Genomic DNA, 21,009 nt, shown 5'->3' on the forward strand with positions numbered 1-21,009 from the left:
TCTCTTTTAAATTCGGCTGGTTAAATCAATATGGCTAATACGTTAAAGGGACGGTGATTCAAAAATATAGCTTAAACATGCCCATACTCTTCACCCTGCCCCAACCATCGGCGGGTAATCGCCTGCATAATGGACGGGTTGCGTGATATGGGTTCGGCCACCTGACGTACCCGCTCTAATAAATCTTTATCGCGTTGCAGGTCAGCAATTTTAAATTGCATCATGCCTGTTTGTCGCGTGCCTAGCACTTCTCCTGGTCCACGTAGCTCCAAATCTTTCTCTGCGATAATGAAACCATCGGTCGTTTCGCGCATCACCGCTAATCGAGCCTTCCCCTGCTTAGAAAGCGGCGCATGATACATAAGCACACAAAAACTTTCGACTGACCCGCGTCCAACACGGCCACGCAATTGATGCAATTGTGACAAGCCCAAACGCTCAGGATTTTCGATAATCATGACACTGGAATTAGGCACATCCACACCGACTTCAATCACCGTTGTTGCCACCAACAGATCAAGCTCTGCTGCTTTAAACTGCGCCATAACATCGGCTTTTTCTTTGGCTTTCATACGCCCATGCACAAGCCCTATACGTAACTCAGGCAACTGCTCTTTCAATAGTGCCTCGGCCACTTCTGCTGCTTGGCACTGCATCACCTCCGACTCTTCGATGAGAGTACATACCCAGTAGGCTTGACGCCCCTCACTACACGCTGCACGAACACGCTCAATCACCTGATCTCGACGGCTATCAGCAATCACTACCGTATTGACAGGGGTTCGGCCTGGTGGGAGTTCATCAATAATGGAACAGTCCAAATCCGCGTAGGCGCTCATGGTTAACGTGCGAGGGATAGGTGTGGCAGTCATGATAAGTTGATGAGGCGTTTTAACACCGTCACGGCCCTTTTCACGCAGACTCAAACGCTGATGCACTCCAAAGCGATGCTGTTCATCGATCACGGCCAAGCCTAAGTTGTAAAAGCGCACATCCTCTTGGAACAACGCATGCGTGCCGACCACTATTTGCGCGCTTCCATCAGCAATAGCGGCCAACTGGGACTCTCGCTGCTTCCCTTTAACTTTACCCGCCAGCCAAGCGACTTTTAGCCCGAGCGGCTCAGCCCATTGAGTAAAGTTTTGAAAGTGCTGCTCTGCTAATATCTCGGTCGGGGCCATCACTGCCGCCTGAAAGTTATTCTCAACAGCCTGTAACGCAGCGTAAGCGGCAACGACCGTTTTACCTGACCCTACATCCCCCTGCACTAGACGCAGCATAGGAATAGGTTTTTCGAGATCACGCGCAACCTCTCCACAGACGCGTAATTGAGCATTTGTCATCGCGAACGGCAAACCATCCAAGAACGGTTGTGTATAGAGCCCTGTCGACATAAACGCTGGCGCGCCGTCTTGCTGCACTTTTTGGCGAAGTTGCAGCAAAGTGAGATGATGTGCCAGCAGCTCTTCAAATGCTAAGCGCCGCTGCGACGGGTGCATGCCCTTTTGTAACTGATCGACATTAGCATCAACCGGCGGAGCGTGAAGATACTTAAGCGAGGTCTTTAACTCAGGCAAGCGCCATTGCTGGCGCATGTCAGCCGGAATCAGCTCCGTTAAATTGCCGGTTTCTAGCCAGCTTAATGCCTGCGCGATAAGCGCCCTCATACGATTTTGCTGCAAACCCTCGGTCATGGGGTAAACCGGGGTTAAGTGCTCATCAACAGGTTTGATACCCGTATCTGCTGCAGCACTGTATTCTGGATGCACCATTTCTAAACCAGACGGCCCCGGACGCGCTTCGCCGAAACAGCGCACAGTTTTACCCACCGCTAATCCGTTCTTTTGTGCTGCCGAAAAATGAAAGAAGCGCAACGTAATGGTTCCCGTACCATCTTGCACACGGCATAACAGGCTACGTCGCTTGCCCATCAACACATCGCTAGCGCGAATCGTCCCTTCAATCACACACTCATCGCCGGGACGTAAACTACCAATGGGCAAAATACGAGTGCGGTCTTGATAACGCAACGGCAGATGAAACAACAGATCCTGCAAATTCAGAATCCCTAACCGTTCCAACTTCATTGCCAACGCAGCGCCAACCCCTTTCAGCGTTGTCACCGTTGGTGAGTCATACACACTAGTCATGAGGCGTTAAGCCGCTCCGTCCTCAATTTTAATTTCGCACTGGCTAACCGCTTCAACTAACGCGTCAATAGCCTGAGGCCGCGGAAAGCTCGCACGCCATGCCACAGCAACCGTACGCATAGGTTGCGGCGCTTTAAAGGGCCGTGTTTCTACCAAGTCAGAATGGTAATACCCTTCGGTAGCCGAAACCGGCAGCACACTGGCTCCTAATCCGCTAGCCACCATCATCCGAATGGTCTCTAGCGATGAACCTTCCGTTACCGTTTGATGCTGCTGAATCGCTTGCGTTAACGTTGGACAGCTTTCTAACACTTGATCACGGAAGCAATGACCTTCGCCCAACATGAGCAGTTCGGTGTTAGCAAGGCCGCTCGAATCAATCTGCTTTTGCTCACACCACGGATGCTTTTTAGGTAACAACATCACAAAAGGCTCATCATATAAGGTACGTGTTACGACATCGGGTTCTTCAAAAGGCAGTGCAATGATAATGGCATCCAGCTCGCCGTTACGCAGTTTCTCGCGTAAACGCGCCGTAAAATTTTCTTCAATGTACAACGGCATATGTGGCGCCAGTTTTTGAACTTCAGGCACCAAGTGTGGAAACAAATAAGGCCCAATCGTATAAATAGCACCGACGCGCAGCGGCGACTTAAGTTGATCTTTACCGAACTGCGCTAAATCTTTGATGGTATCAGCTTGCTGCAAAACGTTTTTTGCCTGTTCGACGATTTGCTTACCCACATCGGTCAAACGCACGGCGTTTTTGCTGCGCTCAAACAACGCCACACTTAACTCATCTTCCAGCTTTTTGACAGCAATCGACAACGTTGGTTGGCTAACAAAACACTTTTCGGCTGCTCGGCCAAAATGTTGCTCTTTCGCTAAAGTCACTATGTAACGCAGCTCAGTCAGCGTCATGGGTAAAATCCTCTGTTATCATGCTTACACGCCTGTGGGCGATTATTAAAATCAAGGAGCTATCATGCGTAAACCTAAAGTACTCATCGCCGGCTGCGGTGACGTCGGCACGGCATTAGGCCTATTACTCATCGATCAAGGATACGAAGTTTACGGTTTACGCCGTACTATAAACCAGCTCCCTGATAGCATCCATGCTATCAAAGGTGATTTAATTGATAAATCCTCACTATCGGCTCTTGCTGATCTACCCATGTTAGATTACTTGGTTTATAGCGCCGCCGGAGGTGGTCGAGGTGCAGCTGCCTACCAAGGCACCTACATCGATGGATTTTCCAATGTAATGCAGTCCTTAACCCACGCCCCAAAGCACACTTTTTTTACCTCCAGCACTAGCGTATACGGCCAAAGTAATGGCGAATGGGTCGATGAAACCTCACCCACCGAGCCCAACAGCGAAACGGGTAAAATCATGGTGGCGGCCGAGCAACAAGTGCTCACTCAACGCAACAGTACCGTCGTGCGCTTTAGCGGCATCTACGGCCCCGGCCGCGACCACCTCATCCGCACCGTACAAGAAGGCATTATCGCCCCACCCGAACCCCTGCACTACAGCAATCGCATTCACCGTGATGATTGTGCCGGTGTACTGGCGCATTTAATTGGATTAGTAGAACAAGGCCAAGCCATCGAGCCCATTTATCTGGCCTCAGACGATGCGCCAACACCTATCCATGAGGTGATGAAGTGGTTAGCACAACAGCGCGGCATAGAAATTAAGGGGTATAAAGAGATAAGGCGCGGCGGGAGTAAGCGGTGTAGGAATGAAAAATTAAAGAGACTTTCTTATCAATTGAAAGCCCCATCTTTTGTAGATGGCTACGTAGAGCCTCAGAGCCATCGTTGATAAAAAAGCCCCGGTAAATACCGAGGCTTTATATCACTGCTTCTCAACCCCTAGCGGATCTATTGCAGGCTTATAATACTGATACCGGTTAAAGCGGTTTTCCATAAAGCGGAATAACAATATAACAGCCCCCGCCATCAGCAAGTAGATAACCCCAGCGGCTGTGAATAACTCAACTGGTGTATAAGTCCGTGCCTGTATAGTTCTTGCCATACCGGTGAGATCTAACAAGGTAATGGTAGAGGCCAGCGCGCTGCTTTTTAGCATTAAAATAACTTCGTTACCGTAAGCGGGCAAGGCAATACCAAAGGCGCGGGGCAATACGATACGGCGGGTTTTTAGCCACCAATTCATACCAAATGCATCGGCCGCTTCAATTTCACCACGCGGTATGGCTTGGATTGCACCGCGAAATAGCTCGGCACTGTACGCTGCTGTATTTAATGAAAAAGCGATAATGGCGCACCAATACGGCTCTTTTAGCACAGGCCATAATGCCGATTCGCGAATCACATCAAACTGCGCCGATCCGTAATAGATCAAGAAGATCTGTATAAGTAGCGGCGTGCCACGGAAAAAGTAGATAAAACAAAACGGTAAGAAACGTACAACCGGGTTTTGTGAAGCACGCATTAGCGCAATAGGAACGGCCAGTATCACACCAACAAGGCCTGAAATAACAACCAACTCTAATGTGAGTAATGCTCCATCCAACAAGCGCGGTAGGTATTTGATGATGACATCCCAATCCCAGCTCATGCTTTGTACCTCGCTTGTGGGTTAACCATACGTTCCATCCATAGCGTAGAACCCGTCGCTATTGCCGTTAAAATCAGATAGATAACCGCTGCGGCTAGGTAGAAGGTGAAGGGCTCTTTCGTGGAGCTAATAGCTGTGGTTGCTTGGCGAATAACATCTTGTAAGCCCACTACCGACACTAGCGCCGTATCTTTTAATAATACTTGAAATAGATTACCCAGCCCCGGTAAGGCGACACGCCATACTTGCGGCAAGATAATGCGGAAAAACGTTTTACCTGGCGTCATGCCCAATGCTTGAGCCGATTCCCATTGGCCTTTGGGAATAGATAAGATCGCCATTCTAAACACCTCGGTAGCGTATGCCCCAAAGGCGATCGATAGCGCAACGACACCGGCCATGAATGGATTAATCTCTATATATTCGTCATAGCCAAACCAACTCGCCACCGCCATAACAATGGCCGAGCCGCCAAAGTAAATAGCAAAGACGATAAGCAGTTCGGGTATACCACGTATTAGCGTAGTGTAAGCCGTCGCTAACCAACGCAACACCCGGTAACTGGATAACTTAGCGGCGGCACCTAGCAAACCAAATACCAGACCAACCATTAAACTAACAACCGCCAATTTAATGGTGACCCACGTGCCGGCCAGTAGAAGATGCCCAAACCCATATAGATCAATCACATTCGTATCCCGTTAAGACGTATCTGTGCTGTGAACAGGGCACTTAGTGTGCCCTGTTGATCAAGAATAACCCTTAACCTATTAGAAAATAGAGAACGGGAAATACTTAGCGTTGATGGTCTCGTAAGTACCGTTTTCAACAATCGCTTTAAGCGCTGTATTAAACTTAGCTTTTAGCTCATCGTCACCCTTACGAATAGCGATACCAATTTTATCAACGGTCTCGGTTTTGATGGTGTCGCCTTTAAATTCGAATTTAGCGCCGGCTTCCGTACGCAACCAATCGTAAGCTGGGAATTTATCAGAAACCAACCCATCTAAACGACCTGATGCAAGGTCCAAGTAAGCATTATCTTGCGTGTCATAAAGCTTAACCGTTACTACATCACCCAACACGTCTTCTAAATACTGACCAGCAATAGTGGCACGCTGAGCGCCCAACGTTTTACCTTCTAAAGAGGCTTTATCTGTAGCCAGATCAGTACCTTTGGCTGCAACAAAAGCCAATGCGTTGGTGTAGTACGGATCAGTAAAATCAACCGCGTTTAGACGCTCTTCTGTGATAGACATTGAGGCAACGATTGCATCAAACTTTTTACCACGCAAGGCTGGGATCATACCGTCCCAATCTTGTTCAACGATGGTGCAATCTGCTTTCATTTCTGCGCACAGTGCTTCAGCGATTTCAACATCAAAGCCGATAAGCTCGCCTTTTTCATTTTTCATATTGAAAGGTGCATAAGCGCCTTCTGTTGCAATACGAATAGTGTCGGCAGCGACAGCCTGGGTGCCAACGAAAGCACCGGCAACCAGCGTTACAGCAGCAATTACGTTACGAATACTCATTCAAGATCTCTCTCTGTTGTATGTGTTGTTATAGATCGGTTTTATCCCAGATGACTCGACATAAAGTCTCGCACCCGCTGCGAAGTAGGGTTGTCGAACACTTGTTCGGGCGGCCCTATCTCCTCAATCTGTCCTTGATGCAAAAATACGACCTGACTGGATACTTCACGGGCAAAACGCATTTCATGAGTCACGATCAGCATAGTTCTGCCTTCGTCAGCCAGCTCGCGCATAACGCTAAGTACTTCATTGACTAGCTCGGGGTCTAATGCCGATGTTGGCTCATCAAACAAAAGCACTTGAGGATCCATTGCTAAGGCACGAGCAATAGCAATACGCTGCTGCTGCCCACCTGACAAATTACCCGGATAAGCATGGCGCTTTTCGTACAGCCCTACTTTTTTTAGCAACTCTTCCGCGCGAGCAGTGGCCTGCTCTTTAGATTGCTTTAAAACATTAATAGGCGCTTCGGTAATGTTATTAAGAATGGTTTTATGCGGCCAAAGGTTGAAATTTTGAAACACAAATCCGATGCGTGAGCGCATGTGTTCTAGCTGCCGACGGCTTACTGCCTCCAGCTCACCTTCTTTGCCCGGTTTGAGTTTTAACTCTTCACCACCAATGACGATCTCGCCTTTGGCTGGCTGTTCTAGCAAGTTGATACAGCGCAATAATGTACTTTTACCCGATCCGCTTGACCCTAAAATGGAAATAACATCCCCATCTTTGGCTGTCAGCGATACCCCTTTCAGGACTTCGAGCTTGCCATAAGCTTTGTAAATATCGACCAGTTCAAGGGCTACCTGACTTTCAGACATAAGTGATTTCCATGTTGGCTCTACATCAGTCTGGGTCGTATGCGCAACAAATGCCACCATACGTCCGCAATTTTCTTATTGGAAACTTTGACTCAACGGTCTATTTTCCCTATTTGTAATGAAAACACAACTGGCTTTGTCTGAGGAGGGCTTATGTCTTACTTAGTCAATTGAATGTCGCGATAACAAAAAAGGGAGCTTAAAAGCTCCCTTCTTGCACCAATATAACTGGAAAACGCACTAGTTTGAGGCGATTAGCTAGCAAAATCCTGCAGCAGTTGTTGCTGCGCACTGAAGGCAGATTCGCCTTCTTCCGGTGCTAATAGATTGTAGCTACCATCCGCTTTGAGCTCCCAACTTTCCGTATTGTCGGCTAAATAGTAGTCCAACTCTTTTTTAACACGCTCGGCAAGTTTACCCGACAATGGGAATCCCGTTTCAACTCGATGCAGCATATTACGCTCCATCCAATCAGCACTGGCGCAAAACACTTCAGGGTTTCCGTTATTGCCGAAATAACAAACACGCGTGTGTTCCAAGAAGCGGCCAATCACCGAGCGCACTGTGATATTTTCAGAGATACCGGGCAACCCTGGACGCAAACGGCACATCCCACGGATAATCAGCTCTATTTTCACACCGGCTTGTGATGCTTCATACAATGCACGGATCATCTTAGGCTCAGTAAGGCCATTCACTTTCACGATAACATGGCCTGGCTTACCACTGGCTGCTAACTTGGCTTCTCGCTGCACCAGTTCAATCATTTTGGTATGCAGCGTGAATGGCGCATTAAAGATCTTCTTCAAGCGCTGAATTTTGCCCATTCCGGTTAACTGCTGGAACACTTTATGGACATCTTCACCAATTTCGTCATTTGACGTTAAGTAACTGTAATCGGTGTACAAACGTGCCGTTCCAGAGTGATAGTTACCCGTACCTAAATGGCAGTAACGCACAAGGTTGCTACCTTCTCGGCGAACAATCAGCATGAGCTTGGCATGCGTTTTGTAACCGACGACACCGTAGACCACCAAACAGCCAGCTTCTTGCAATCGGCTTGCTAAGTGCAGGTTACTTTCTTCATCAAAACGGGCGCGCAATTCGATAACGACTGTAACTTCTTTACCCGCACGCGCGGCTTCAACCAACGCGTTAACAATATCGGATTTATCGCCTGTGCGGTAAAGCGTTTGCTTTATCGCAATCACATCCGGGTCTTTAGCCGCTTTCATGATCAAATCGACAACCGGCGTAAATGATTGGAAAGGATGTAACAACAGCTGGTCTCCGCCTTTAAGCGAGTTAAAAACGTTAGCCTCTTTCTCTTTTTTAAGCTTGTTTGGCACACCAGGTGAAAAAGGCGGCCAACGCAATTCAGGGCGCTTAACTAAATCACGCACAGCCATCAGGCGCGTCAAGTTAACAGGACCATCTACTTTATAGACTTGATCATCGGATAGATGAAACTCTTGCATCAAAAAGTCGATCAACGCCTCAGGTGTGCGATTATCAACCTCTAAACGCACCGCATCACCGTACTTACGCGAGTGTAATTCACCACGTAGGGTACGCGCTAAGTCATCCATTTCTTCAAAATCAAAGGTTAAATCGGCATTACGTGTAATACGGAATTGGAAACAACCTTTCACTTTCATGCCGGGAAACAACTCATCGGCAAATTGGTGAATAATCGATGACAAGAAGATCAGATTATCTCCCCCATCACTTAGCTCATCCGGCATACGAATCAAACGCGGCAATGAACGCGGCGCTGGTATGATAGCCATACCCGTCTCACGGCCAAATGCATCTTTGCCATCTAACTCAACTATAAAGTTAAGTGACTTATTCACTAAGCGCGGAAATGGATGAGCGGGGTCTAAACCGATAGGGCTAATGACGGGGACAACCTTCTCTTCAAAGTACTCGCGGACCCAAGCCAGTTGCTCGGCTGTCCAGTCGCGGCGACGCAAAAAGTGAATACCCTGTCGCTCCATTTCTGGAAACATAATTTCGTTCAGAATGCGGTACTGGCGCTCGACATTGATATGACAAATTTCACGGATTTTTTCGAGTACCTTTTTTGGGTACATCGCATCTGGGCCCACCACTTCACGACCATATTTCAATTGACGGAGCTGGTCGGCCACGCGAATTTCAAAGAACTCATCAAGATTGCTCGAAAAGATCAATAAGAACATCAGCCGTTCAAGTAAAGGATGGCGTTCAACTAATGATTGCTCTAGTACGCGCACATTGAATTGAAGATGGCTTAACTCGCGATTGATGTAGAGCTCAGGCGCTTTTAAATCAACGGGTTCAACTTCTACGGGGTGATCAACCGTTGGAAGGATCTCACGGCTTTCTACTAACGCTTGTGCGGCCTGATTGGGCACCTGCTCGTCTGTCATCTCTGCTACCTCTAACTCAATAGCGGTTTCTTGCTTTGTCATACCAGTCTCCGTTCTATAGCTTGCAGAGACCAACTCAATTGCGACCGCCCCAGATTAATAAGCTGCTGTTTCACCTTGAACTCACATGTAAGCCTTTCACTTAGCAGGAGACAACACGCAACGGTTAAACAGCAGCAAAAAGCCTGCTAATCGTTGAGCAATTGCGCCGTTCGCTTGGCGAAATACGTCAAAATGCCATCAGCTCCTGCTCGTTTAAACGCGAGCAGAGACTCGAGCATGACACTTTTCTCGTCCAGCCACCCATTTTGGAATGCCGCCATATGCATGGCGTACTCTCCACTGACTTGATACGCAAAGGTTGGTACTTTAAATTCGTCTTTAACACGTCGCACAATATCCAGATATGGCATGCCGGGTTTAACCATAACCATGTCCGCACCCTCAGCTAGATCCAAACCGACCTCGTGCAGTGCTTCATCACTGTTAGCCGGATCCATCTGATAACTAAACTTATTGCTCTTACCCAAGTTGCCAGATGAGCCTACAGCATCTCTGAACGGGCCATAGTAAGCACTCGCATACTTGGCGGAATACGCCATAATGAGTGTGTTTACAAAGTTCTGCTCTTCTAATACCTCGCGAATAGCTCCGATTCGGCCATCCATCATGTCACTAGGGGCAACGACGTCTGCCCCTGCAGCAGCATGCGAGTGTGCTTGCTGAATTAATGTTTCAACCGTTCGGTCATTGAGCACATAACCGTTTTCGTCAATGATTCCGTCTTGCCCGTGGGTAGTAAACGGATCAAGGGCAACGTCCGTGATAACTCCCATTTCAGGGCAGGCATCCTTAATCGCCATCACCGCCCGCTGCGCTAAGCCATCGGGGTTATAAGCCTCTTCGGCAAACTCCGATTTGGCTGATGGAGGCGTAACCGGAAATAAAGCCATCGCCGGCACACCCAAAGCAGCCAACGCTTTTGCTTCCTTCACCAATAAATCGATACTCATGCGCTCTACACCCGGCATGGAAGCGACCGTCTCTGTCTCCCCTTTGCCTTCAATGACAAACACGGGGTAGATCAAATCACTCGGTGTGAGTACATTTTCTTGCATCAACCGACGCGAAAACGACTCAGCCCGCATACGGCGCATACGTGTATCAGGAAAAAAACGCTGACTATCATTAAAGGCCACAAGAGCTTCCTTCTTAACAGAGTTGAATTGGACTCAAAAAGTATGACAAACAGATGAAAAACAACCGAATGGCGAAAAAAGAGTCCATAAATATGAGTATTAAAGTCTATCGTATCAGCAAATAGCTTAACGCACTCTAGTGGACTCGGGGAATGACCCGAGTCACTGAGTGACGATTTTTCAGAACGGCCCTTTGTAGACAGGGGTTAATCCGGCGAAACTACAGCGGGCCGCTTTCGCATGGACAAGCGATACAGTAACGGAATAACAAACAACGTCAGGACGGTAGAAAATACTAACCCCGCCACAATAGCCGTTGCAACAGGCCCCCAAATTAATGATTTACCACCGAGTCCCGTGGCTAATGAGAAGAGCCCTGCAATGGTGGTTAACGATGTGATTAAAATGGGGATGACCCGTCTACGCGAGGCATACAAGGTCGCATGTAAAACACTCATGCCTTTGTCTAACCGCTGATTGGCTGCCGAAATCAGCACGATAGCCGCATTTACGGCGATACCAGCCAGCGCAACCACGCCGTATAGCGTATATAAGCTGAGCGGATTATTCGTTAGCCATAACCCCAAAACAACACCAGTAAACGCCATAGGAACCGTTACCAATATAATTAAAGGCTGTGAGTAACTGGTAAACTGAGTCCCTAAAATGAGATACATAACGCCAACACCAAATAAAAACAGCAAACCGATGTAATCCATGCTTTCTTTGATATCGTCTAGCTCGCCTGAGAAGTCGAGCCCCAGTGTTGGATAACGACTTTGCAGTTTCTCATCCCATTGAGCTTGTAACCAGGTATTGGCAGCAACGGTATCCATGCCCCCTTCCCGCAAGTCGGCTTCGACCGTTATAGCCCGTCGGAAGTTGTAATGTCGTATATTCCCAAGGGTGGTTTGATATTGAGCGTTCACCAGTGCATTTAATGGCACCATAACACCATTTTTATCTGGTATACGGAACGCCAGCAAATCATCGATGCGCTGATATCGACCGGGAGCCGCTTTAATGCGCACTTCTAATTTTTGCCCCTGTGATTGCATATCAGCCACCACTTCGCCATCGACCAAAAGTTGCACCGCACGCAGCACATCCGCCGGATTAATACCGGCCTGTGTAATGGCGGTATAATCGGGCTGCATGGTCAACGACATCCGCCCCGCACCTGCATCATCTGTAATATCGCGGATATCAGGCTGCTCACTCATTACCGCTTGTAAATCATTGGCGGCTGAGCGAAGTTCTTCGTAGTTATCACCACGGACTTTGACACTAATCGGCTTAGATACGGGTGGCCCACCAGCCAAACGCAAAAAGGAGATACGCACCGGACCGATAACACTGGTCACTTCGTCGCGCATGGCATCCATCAGCTCATCTACGCTGCGGTTATCAGGCGTTTTGGGCTGCAATCCAACCACTATTTGACCATAGTGATCGCCAAAATAAGGCTCCCGATCGGTAAACATCTGACCCGAATAACTGGCTAACGCCAATGTATCTTCCGGACGCAAAAACTGACGTGCACGGTCTTCAACAACCTGTACGACCTCTAAGGTGCGCTCTAAGCGCGTATCCGGTGGCATTTCTACGTTAATATAAAAGACACGCTTGGCATCTGAGGCAAAGAAATCCATCTTAATAAAACCTGCACCAATTAATCCCATAGCGCCAACAAAGACAGAAAAAACAATGATTAATGTGAGGTATGGGCGCCGTAACGATTTAAGCAGGGCACGAATATAAGTCCGTTGGATTTTTGCGGTGATGCGCTGCCGCCGTTGCTGCATTTTTGAGGGCTTATCAAAACTTATTTTTGCAACCAATACATGCGCCGGCAACATCCAGAACGCCTCAACCAGCGAAATAGCCAAAGCAATGGTCACAACGAGCGGTATGACCCGCATAAAATCACCCAATATACCGGGTAGCAACATGAGAGGCATGAAAGCTGCCATGGTTGTTAGTACGGCGCTGGTAACGGGCTGAGCTACTTCTCTTAATGAATCTAAAGCCGCTTCTAACGGTGTTACCCCATGCTGAAGCCGGTGGTAAATGGCCTCCACCACAACGACGGCATCATCAACCAACATACCTAAAACAATAACAACACCGATGAGTACTACCACATTTAAGGTTTCCCCCATCATCCAGAGCACCCAAAAGGTACCGGCTAATATAAAAGGAATACCAATCGCCGTTAGTACTGCAATGCGTAACCCTAAAAATAGCCAAGCCACCAGCAATACTAGCAACAAGCCTATTAATGCATTATTTTGCATGAGCGAAATGGCTTGGCGAGTAGGGACGGTTTGATCGTCTAAGAGCTCTAAACGAACGCCACTTTTAACCTCTAGTTGGTTACGCTCTCCCATGTATTCCCGAACAGCACTCACGAGATCAAGTGTGTTAGCGCTGTCTTTTTTCATGATTGCAAATACAACAGCGGGACGATCATCAACACGCGCTAATTGTGCCGACTTTTTTGTTGTGCGCACGACATCGGCCAAACGGCTTAATCGCAGATCACCTGTCGCCCCAACCAGAGGAATTTGCATAACATCATCGGTTTGATCGCTTCGGCCCTCTAAACGAACAAGCCAGCTTTGATCTCCCAAGGAAACCGACCCAGCCGAAACATCTTTAAACCAAAGCGCTACCGAATCAGACACCTGGGCAGGGCTAATTCCTAAGGCTTGCAAGCGCTCTAAATTAAGCTGCACTTGTATCTCGGGATCATCTAACGCAATGGCATCAACCCGGTCAACGCCCGCGATTCGCTCTAGATCTTTGCGGACAATTTCAGCCTGCTGGCGTAAATTATCATCCTGCGCAGCGGCGGTCACAGCCAACATGGCACTTGGAAAGGCGTTCCCCGAGGTGATTTCAATGATCCAAGGCTCGCTGGCTTCATCAGGTAACTCGGCCTCAGCATTTTGGAGTTCTCGACGAATCGAGCTCACGTGTTTATCAAACGTGCGCTCATCGATATCTTCAAAGCGTATCAGCATACTGGATACACCTTCCCGGCTATTTGATGACACGAAACGCATATCAGAAATAGAGCGCACTGCATCTTCTAAGGGATTAGTGACGCGCAACTCAACATCTTGAGCTGAGGCCCCCGGTAAGGTCGTCGTTACCGATATCCAGTTAAAATTGATCGTCGGGTCTTGCTGGCGCGGTAACATCATGTACGCCGTAATACCAATGACAAGGACTAGAAGAAAAGTGAGATTCGCCAGTACATGGTTATTGAGCAGTCGGGTTATCACGCGCATTCTCTCCCTGCTCGATCGTAATTTCATCTCCATCATTTAGTACGTACTGGCCACTCACGATCAGTTGCGCTGTTGGGCTAAGACGCGTAGTCACAGATTGCCCTGGCTTAGCACCCGGTATAGCGGCAAATCGAGCCTTATTGCCGTCCGCTAACATGACACCAACTTGATCGCCCCGGGTGACGGTATACATAGCGGGGATAGAAGGCTGTGCCTTCTGCCACACAAGCTCTCCTGTAGCGCCGCTCAGCGCTTGCGCTTGCGCGAATTCAAGCCGCACTTCTTGGGTACGGGCCGTTGACTTAATAAAAGGCAAGATGGATCGCACAGTCACTGGATAGCGATTCTCTCCTGTACGTAACCAAATATTTTCACTGGCGCCCAAGCTGGTGACTTGCTCGGGTTGTAACGCTGCACTCACTTCGCCGCGACGTGTATCTAGTAACTTAACCACAGAGGCCCCTGAAGGTAACAACGCCCCTGGGGCGGTATAGACCTCAGTCACCACACCATCAAAAGGGGCTAACACAGAGCAACGGCCAACGTTCAACGCCGATATAGCTTCTTCTGCTTTCCCGCCCTGTAATTGCGCCCATAGTGAGTTGAGCTCAGATTGGCGCTGATTAAGTACATCAACCGACACACTACCCGTAGTTTGCAACTTTTTTGTTCGCTTTAATTGCCGACTGGCTAACCCAACTTGGCTAGAAAGAGACTTTGCACGCTGTTTAGCTTGCTCTTCATATAAGAGATAATCTTGGCAGTCGAGCTCAGCAAGCGCCTGATCTTTAGTAACGGAATCACCTACTTTGACCGGCAACTCAAGTAATTTAGCGGTAATTTCGGCGCTGACAACAATGTGCTGTTCGTTAACAACGGTAGCAGGAGCCGTTAGCTCTTCGAAGCTAACAACTGAAGATAAGGGTTTCACGATCACGGGCGTAGCAGCATACAAAGGGGCACAAAAAGTAATCAAGCCTCCCGCAATGCTGCACAATACTTCCTTATTGATACACTTCAACATGTAGAACCATCCATTATGTTCATTGATACGCTAGCGATGAATAAGCGACATTATCGTAGTCAGTGCTAACAACACAAAGCCCAGTCAGACTGGGCTTTGTGTTGTTCTAAATACGAGTGAGCCAACTTATAAACGCACCTCTATCCCACGCGCTTGCATATACGCTTTAGCCTCTGGAATTGAGTACTCATTAAAATGGAAGATGGAGGCTGCCAGCACAGCATCGGCCTTTCCTTCAATCACTCCGTCTACTAAATGATCTAAGTTACCAACGCCACCCGATGCTATTACAGGAACATGAACCGCTTCAGATATTGCGCGGGTAACACCTAGATCATAACCGCTTTTTACGCCGTCCTGATCCATAGACGTGAGCAAAATTTCACCAGCGCCATAATCGACCATTTTTTTGGCCCACTCAACCGCGTCTAAACCTGTCGGTTTACGACCACCATGAGTGAAAATTTCCCAGCGGTCTTCCTCATCGGCTTTTGATACTTTTTTAGCATCTATCGCGACTACAACACACTGAGAACCAAAGCGTTGTGCGGCTTCACGCACAAACTCTGGATTAAACACAGCAGCACTATTAATTGATACTTTATCCGCACCGGCATTAAGCATGGTACGAATATCATCACACGTACGAATCCCTCCACCTACAGTGAGCGGGATAAAAACCTGTGATGCCATTTTTTCAACGGTATGTACCATTGTGTCCCGGCCTTCATGCGTAGCCGTTATATCAAGAAAAGTGATCTCGTCTGCACCTTGCTCATCATAACGCTTGGCGACTTCAACCGGGTCGCCTGCGTCGCGAATATCCAAAAACTGCACGCCTTTAACAACACGGCCGTTTTCAACATCAAGGCAAGGAATAATACGTTTTGCGAGTGCCACGTTACGTTCTCCGATAGCTGCTTGTTTGGTAAGCCTCGTTTAAGGCTTACCATCCCAGTTCAAAAAGTTTTTTAGTAACTGTAAGCCTACCGTGTGGCTTTTTTCAGGATGAAATTGCACGGCGAACACGTTGTTATGGCTTTGCGCAACATCAAAAGTATTACCGTAAGTACACATACCAGCCACCTGCTCACGCCTAACAGCATTCACATAATAACTATGCACAAAGTAGAAACGGCTGTTATCTGGAATATCCTTCCACAAAGGATGATCAATGGTTTGCTTAACCTCATTCCACCCCATGTGCGGTACTTTTAGGCGCTCACCTTGCGCATCCGTATGATCATGCCCAAAAAACTGCACTTGCCCTTCAAATTCGCCCAGGCAGTCCACACCACCGTTTTCTTCTGAGCGCTGCATTAAAGCTTGGTAGCCAACACAAATCCCGAGGAAAGGCCTGCCTGAACGGATAGCTTGGGCTACTTCTTTATCCACACCTTGTGCATAAATTTCAGACATGCAATCACGTATTGCGCCTACTCCGGGCAATAAAACACGATCAGCGTCGGCAATTTTCTGGGCGTCCGAAGTCACCCAGACCTCAACACCCGGCTGCACGTGTTCTAACGCTTTGGCGACCGAGTGTAAATTGCCCATGCCATAATCAATCACGGCAACGGTGCTCATTATAAAACGCCCTTCGTAGATGGCATCATGCCTGCCGCACGTTCATCACGCTCAAGAGCCATGCGTAGTGCACGTCCAAACGCTTTAAAAATAGTCTCCGCTTGGTGATGAGCATTAAAGCCTTTGATGTTATCAATGTGCAAAGTCACACCTGCATGGTTAACAAACCCTTGGAAAAACTCCCAAAACAGCTGTGTATCCAAGCGGCCTATGCTGGCACGTGTAAACTCGCAATTAAAACTCAAGCCTGGACGGCCAGAAAAGTCGATCACAACCCGAGACAAAGCTTCGTCTAGCGGCACGTAGGCATGACCATAACGATAGATCCCCTTCTTATCGCCTACGGCTTCTTTAAAGGCCTGACCTAGCGTAATACCGATGTCTTCAACGGTGTGATGATCATCAATATAAATATCGCCATTGGCTTCAATCTCAATATCTATCATGCCATGGCGAGCAATTTGATCCATCATATGCTCAAGAAAAGGAACCCCCGTATCCGCACTAAATTTGCCGGTTCCATCCAAGTTGATAGAGACCGTAATTTGCGTTTCTAAGGTTTCACGATTCACTGTAGCCTTACGCTCAGACATGCTGCACTCCGATGACAAAACAGAAAACGTTCATTATATATCCAGCCGCCTTCAGATGCACCGTAAGGTATCGGTTTAAAACAATAAAACTCGACTAACTTGCAAAAACACATTGATGTTAAGTGGAACTGAGAAAAAAGATACGACTCTTACCCTATACTTCAGTATCTTAACCTCCTGTTCACGTACAAGATGCAGGCTATACAGGTTATGATCGTAAGTAATGATTTACGATGACTTTCGCTGGATGACTAACTAAGGGATTTCCATGGGTAAAATAATTAAAATAGTGATTGGCATTCTTGCCGCCGTCATTTTATTAGGTGTGATTGCCGTTGGGGTTTTAACAGCTCTCTTTGATCCGAACGACTACAAACCTGAAATTGAAACTCTGGCGAAAGAGAAAGCAAATATTGACCTCTCTGTGGGAGGCGATATTGATTGGTCGTTTTACCCTTGGCTCGGCTTAAGCATCGCCGACGTCGATGTTCGATTTGTAGACCAACCAGAATTAGCCAACTTATCCAAAGCGCAGTTAGCCGTGAATATACCAGCGCTTTTTTCAGGAAAAGTCCAAATGGACAGCATCTTGATTGAAGGCTTATCTTTAAACTTGACCAAAGATAAAGACGGTAAAGTTAACTGGCAACAACCAACGGCTGACTCGGTCGCCATCACCGACGCTGAACCGACATCGCCAAATACCGAACCACAAGATACCAGTGGCAATCAGCCTCTATCGCTTGATATTCAGAGTATCAGCATTAAAGATGGCACCGTAACTTACATAGACCAACAAACTCAGCAACGGGTCACGCTCAACAACTTAGCCATCAACAGTGGCCAGATCAGTGACGGGAACGTATTCCCACTTGATATCGCCGCCGACCTAACGCAGCAGCAAAATAATAAGCAAACATTGGCGGCAAAAATTTCAGCAACCGCTAACATCACCTTAGATTTGGAAAATCAACAATATACTGTTCAAGACTTTAACAGCGACGTTACACTAGAAGCTGAAAAACTGATCAAGCTTCACCTTGAAACAGACCTTGTCGCCAACCTTGCCCAAAACCGTGTAGTGGTAGAGAGCTGGATCGCTCAATTAAGCAATCTGAAAGCCTCAGGCCACGTCACTATTGAAGACCTGAATACACTTAAAATGACAGGTTCCATCAAAACGGACACCTTTGCTTTAAACTCGGTACTCGAAGAGCTCGGCCTGCCGATTATTGATGTGACGGATAATGGCGCTTTCAACAAAATGAATTTTGTAAGCCAATTTACAGGAGACGCAAAGACGATCCAAACGGACTCCTTGGCTATTACTGTAGACGACACAAAACTTAATGGGTCAGCCAGTTATTCACTAGAAACAGGGCGCGCAGACTTAGCGCTATCTGGCAATAGCATTATTGTCGACCGCTACTTACCTCCCTCAAACAAAAGCGCTGGGGAGGCTAAAAGTATTACAGACAGCAGCGAAGCTAAAAACCATGGTTACTCCAAAGAAGCCGTCATTCCTGTCGATGCACTCAAGCCGCTTAACTTTGGCGCTTCGCTCAAAATGCAAAGTATCACTTACAATAAAATGCCTATTGGTAATGTAGATGTCAGCATTGATGCGCGTAATGGTTTGATCAAACTCAACCGAGCCAACTTAACTATGTACAGAGGCTCTATTGCAACAAGCGGCTCACTTGACGTTCGCAAATCGCCCGCACGACTTACCGTCAATAAAAAGATTAACGGCTTACAGTTGGGAGAAATGCTCACGGCATTAAATGGCAGCGCGCCCATCACTGGCGCGTTGTCGACAACAGCAGCTGTTACAGCGAACGGAGTCTCCGTTTACGACATCGTCAACAGCCTAAATGGAACGGCCAACGTTGGATTACAAAACGGCGTTATCCAAGGTATAGATATGGCCCAACAACTCTGCCAAACGATGAACAATCTAAGCGCACTTGGGCAATTAAGTACCGCTGAAAGTGTTGATAGCTCGACACCTTTCGCCAAGATGGGCGGCAATTTCACTATCAAAAACGGTGTAGTCAGCAATAACGATTTAAGTGCCAGTTTAGATGCCATGAGCTTATCGGGCAAAGGCGATGTGAACCTTCCTCAACGCACACTCAATTACGGACTTGGCTTAATGATTAAAGAGAATCTATTTAAGCAAAGTTGCTCCGTGAATAACAAACTAGAAGGTGTAGAATGGCCGGTACTCTGTAAAGGCGGCTTCGATGAAGCGCCTGCCAAACTCTGCAAGCCAGACACTAACGCCATCAAAGATATGCTTAAAGCAGCGCTAACTGACAAGGTAAAAAACCAAGTGAAAGACGAAGTTAAAAGCAAGGTTGAAGACAAGCTTAAGGAAAAGTTAGGCGATGGTGACAGTGTCAAAGGCTTGATTAAAGGACTTTTTTAATCCCACATGACACCTTCACAGTTTAATACCGCCGTGCTGGATTGGTTTGATCAGCACGGCCGCCATACTCTGCCCTGGCAAGCAAAGAAAACAGCATATTTCACGTGGATTTCTGAAATCATGCTGCAGCAAACCCAAGTAACCACAGTTATCCCCTACTTCGAACGCTTTATTGCGCAGTTTCCCGATGTGCACGCGCTCGCTGACGCTCCACAAGATGATATTCTCCACTTATGGACAGGGCTAGGTTATTACGCCCGCGCGCGTAACCTGCATAAAACGGCACAAATTATTAGCCGCGACTATGACGGGCACTTCCCTGAAACAGTGGAGGAGCTGGCTGACCTACCTGGCATAGGGCGCTCAACGGCTGGCGCAATACTGTCGATATCCACTGGAAAACGAGCCGCTATATTAGATGGAAATGTAAAGCGAGTACTCGCTCGCTTTTATGCTGTAGAAGGCTGGACAGGTACCACCGCTAACCAGAAACGCTTGTGGGAGTATGCCGAACAAAACACCCCCTATGAGCGCGTTGGCGATTACACCCAAGCCATGATGGATTTAGGCGCAACCCTGTGCACCCGAAGCAAACCTAGCTGCTTACTTTGCCCAATTGAAAGTGCCTGTGAAGCCTTAAAACGAGGAACGCCAAGCGCCTTCCCACACCCAAAGCCCAAAAAGGTTCAACCGGTTAAACAAACCATCATGCTGCTGGTTCAGAATAGCCGTGGCGAAACACTATTATGCCAACGCCCTCCTACCGGCATCTGGGGTGGGTTGTGGAGCCTCCCCGAAGTAACCGACTTACGCGACGCAACCACTGAATCGGGTCTAGACTTAGACTTAGACAGCGCCATACCGCTTGAACCTGTTCGGCACACCTTTAGTCATTACCACTTAGACATAACGCCTGTTCGGATAGCGCTTGCGTCCTCCGCCAGCAATACCCCTATAAACTGTGTCATGGAAGGACAATCCACACTCTGGTATAACATACTCCAACCGCCCAATATCGGCCTAGCAGCGCCTGTAAAGCGCCTGTTAGAACAGCATACTGCTCAAATTGATTAACCGGGAGACACCCATGACTCGTACCGTCATGTGCAGAAAATTTAAAGAAGAGTTAGAAGGCTTAGACAAGCCTCCTTATCCAGGCCCTAAAGGCCAAGAAATCTATGACACCATTTCAAAAAAAGCATGGCAAGCGTGGATCGAGCACCAAACACTAATTATCAACGAAAAGCATATGAGCTTGATGGACCCAAACACGCGTAAAGTGCTAGCCGAAGAAATGGAAAAGTTTATGGACGGTGAGGATTACATCAAAGCCGAAGGCTATGTGCCTCCATCAAAGGCATAACATAAAAAGTTA

17 protein-coding genes are annotated in these 21,009 nt (G+C 47.7%); 4 read left to right on the forward strand and 13 right to left on the reverse strand.

The window, feature by feature from the left end:
* Positions 1–71: 71 nt before the first annotated feature.
* Positions 72–2,150 carry an ATP-dependent DNA helicase RecG gene (recG, locus tag OW491_RS04855; RefSeq protein ID WP_290034908.1) on the reverse strand — a complete coding sequence of 693 codons (2,079 nt, stop codon included), beginning with the start codon at positions 2,148–2,150 and terminating at the stop codon, positions 72–74.
* A 6-nt stretch (positions 2,151–2,156) separates the two neighbouring features.
* On the reverse strand, positions 2,157–3,071 hold the full coding sequence (locus tag OW491_RS04860) for a hydrogen peroxide-inducible genes activator (protein WP_075173116.1): 915 nt from the start codon (positions 3,069–3,071) through the stop codon (positions 2,157–2,159).
* Between the two features lie 64 nt (positions 3,072–3,135).
* Between OW491_RS04860 and OW491_RS04865 the strand changes: the two genes are divergently transcribed.
* Positions 3,136–3,978, forward strand: a complete 843-nt coding sequence (locus tag OW491_RS04865) for an SDR family oxidoreductase (protein ID WP_290034909.1) — start codon at positions 3,136–3,138, stop codon at positions 3,976–3,978.
* 33 nt (positions 3,979–4,011) lie between these two features.
* Here the strand turns inward: OW491_RS04865 and OW491_RS04870 are convergent, their stop codons facing one another.
* The 11 genes from OW491_RS04870 to hisB all read right to left on the reverse strand — a co-directional run bounded on the left by OW491_RS04870 (position 4,012) and on the right by hisB (position 17,203).
* Complete coding sequence (locus tag OW491_RS04870; protein ID WP_075173118.1) at positions 4,012–4,737, reverse strand: ABC transporter permease; 726 nt, start codon at positions 4,735–4,737, stop codon at positions 4,012–4,014.
* A complete protein-coding gene (locus tag OW491_RS04875) occupies positions 4,734–5,426 on the reverse strand; it encodes an ABC transporter permease (RefSeq protein ID WP_075173119.1) in 693 nt (230 codons plus the stop codon). The genes OW491_RS04870 and OW491_RS04875 overlap by 4 nt, the downstream gene beginning before the upstream one ends.
* Before the next feature lie 81 nt (positions 5,427–5,507).
* Positions 5,508–6,272, reverse strand: coding sequence for an ABC transporter substrate-binding protein (locus OW491_RS04880; protein WP_075179350.1), 765 nt, complete (start codon positions 6,270–6,272; stop codon positions 5,508–5,510).
* A gap of 41 nt (positions 6,273–6,313) precedes the next feature.
* A complete protein-coding gene (locus tag OW491_RS04885; RefSeq protein WP_075173569.1) occupies positions 6,314–7,090 on the reverse strand; it encodes an ATP-binding cassette domain-containing protein in 777 nt (258 codons plus the stop codon).
* A gap of 254 nt (positions 7,091–7,344) precedes the next feature.
* The gene (gene ppk1 / locus OW491_RS04890) at positions 7,345–9,546 is read right to left on the reverse strand and encodes a polyphosphate kinase 1 (protein ID WP_139309068.1); all 2,202 of its coding nucleotides are present in this window, start codon (positions 9,544–9,546) and stop codon (positions 7,345–7,347) included.
* 146 nt (positions 9,547–9,692) lie between these two features.
* Positions 9,693–10,703: a porphobilinogen synthase gene (gene hemB, locus OW491_RS04895; protein ID WP_075173121.1), complete on the reverse strand. Its 1,011-nt coding sequence runs from the start codon at positions 10,701–10,703 to the stop codon at positions 9,693–9,695.
* Positions 10,704–10,909: 206 nt separating this feature from the next.
* Entirely contained in the window at positions 10,910–13,999 is a 3,090-nt protein-coding gene (locus tag OW491_RS04900) for an efflux RND transporter permease subunit (protein ID WP_290034914.1), read from the reverse strand.
* Positions 13,971–15,023, reverse strand: a complete 1,053-nt coding sequence (locus tag OW491_RS04905) for an efflux RND transporter periplasmic adaptor subunit (protein WP_290034916.1) — start codon at positions 15,021–15,023, stop codon at positions 13,971–13,973. The genes OW491_RS04900 and OW491_RS04905 overlap by 29 nt, the downstream gene beginning before the upstream one ends.
* A 126-nt stretch (positions 15,024–15,149) precedes the next feature.
* A complete protein-coding gene (hisF, locus tag OW491_RS04910) occupies positions 15,150–15,923 on the reverse strand; it encodes an imidazole glycerol phosphate synthase subunit HisF (RefSeq protein WP_290034918.1) in 774 nt (257 codons plus the stop codon).
* A 39-nt stretch (positions 15,924–15,962) separates the two neighbouring features.
* Positions 15,963–16,610, reverse strand: coding sequence for an imidazole glycerol phosphate synthase subunit HisH (hisH, locus tag OW491_RS04915; RefSeq protein ID WP_215151251.1), 648 nt, complete (start codon positions 16,608–16,610; stop codon positions 15,963–15,965).
* Entirely contained in the window at positions 16,610–17,203 is a 594-nt protein-coding gene (hisB, locus tag OW491_RS04920; protein WP_075173125.1) for an imidazoleglycerol-phosphate dehydratase HisB, read from the reverse strand. Before hisB ends, hisH begins: the two co-directional genes overlap by 1 nt.
* A gap of 268 nt (positions 17,204–17,471) precedes the next feature.
* On the opposite strand from hisB, the gene OW491_RS04925 reads away from it, so the two are divergent.
* Genes OW491_RS04925 through OW491_RS04935 form a run of 3 tightly spaced genes read left to right on the forward strand, consistent with a single transcriptional unit; the run spans position 17,472 to position 20,997 of the window.
* Positions 17,472–19,634: an AsmA family protein gene (locus OW491_RS04925; RefSeq protein WP_290034921.1), complete on the forward strand. Its 2,163-nt coding sequence runs from the start codon at positions 17,472–17,474 to the stop codon at positions 19,632–19,634.
* Between the two features lie 6 nt (positions 19,635–19,640).
* A complete protein-coding gene (gene mutY, locus OW491_RS04930) occupies positions 19,641–20,708 on the forward strand; it encodes an A/G-specific adenine glycosylase (RefSeq protein ID WP_290034923.1) in 1,068 nt (355 codons plus the stop codon).
* Between the two features lie 13 nt (positions 20,709–20,721).
* Complete coding sequence (locus OW491_RS04935; protein WP_075173128.1) at positions 20,722–20,997, forward strand: oxidative damage protection protein; 276 nt, start codon at positions 20,722–20,724, stop codon at positions 20,995–20,997.
* Positions 20,998–21,009 lie beyond the last annotated feature (12 nt).

It is taken from the genome of Neptunomonas sp. CHC150, assembly GCF_030397555.1.
Lineage (GTDB): Bacteria > Pseudomonadota > Gammaproteobacteria > Pseudomonadales > Balneatricaceae > Neptunomonas > Neptunomonas phycophila.

Bases quoted from the DNA above. Each gene is read 5' to 3' on its own strand.
- mutY (WP_290034923.1), top strand. From the start codon at position 19,641: ATGACACCTTCACAGTTTAATACCGCCGTGCTGGATTGGTTTGATCAG.
- hisH (WP_215151251.1), bottom strand. From the start codon at position 16,610: ATGAGCACCGTTGCCGTGATTGATTATGGCATGGGCAATTTACACTCG.
- OW491_RS04880 (WP_075179350.1), bottom strand. From the start codon at position 6,272: ATGAGTATTCGTAACGTAATTGCTGCTGTAACGCTGGTTGCCGGTGCT.
- OW491_RS04935 (WP_075173128.1), top strand. From the start codon at position 20,722: ATGACTCGTACCGTCATGTGCAGAAAATTTAAAGAAGAGTTAGAAGGC.
- ppk1 (WP_139309068.1), bottom strand. From the start codon at position 9,546: ATGACAAAGCAAGAAACCGCTATTGAGTTAGAGGTAGCAGAGATGACA.
- OW491_RS04865 (WP_290034909.1), top strand. From the start codon at position 3,136: ATGCGTAAACCTAAAGTACTCATCGCCGGCTGCGGTGACGTCGGCACG.
- hisB (WP_075173125.1), bottom strand. From the start codon at position 17,203: ATGTCTGAGCGTAAGGCTACAGTGAATCGTGAAACCTTAGAAACGCAA.
- OW491_RS04885 (WP_075173569.1), bottom strand. From the start codon at position 7,090: ATGTCTGAAAGTCAGGTAGCCCTTGAACTGGTCGATATTTACAAAGCT.
- OW491_RS04905 (WP_290034916.1), bottom strand. From the start codon at position 15,023: ATGTTGAAGTGTATCAATAAGGAAGTATTGTGCAGCATTGCGGGAGGC.
- OW491_RS04900 (WP_290034914.1), bottom strand. From the start codon at position 13,999: ATGCGCGTGATAACCCGACTGCTCAATAACCATGTACTGGCGAATCTC.
- OW491_RS04860 (WP_075173116.1), bottom strand. From the start codon at position 3,071: ATGACGCTGACTGAGCTGCGTTACATAGTGACTTTAGCGAAAGAGCAA.
- OW491_RS04870 (WP_075173118.1), bottom strand. From the start codon at position 4,737: ATGAGCTGGGATTGGGATGTCATCATCAAATACCTACCGCGCTTGTTG.
- OW491_RS04925 (WP_290034921.1), top strand. From the start codon at position 17,472: ATGGGTAAAATAATTAAAATAGTGATTGGCATTCTTGCCGCCGTCATT.
- recG (WP_290034908.1), bottom strand. From the start codon at position 2,150: ATGACTAGTGTGTATGACTCACCAACGGTGACAACGCTGAAAGGGGTT.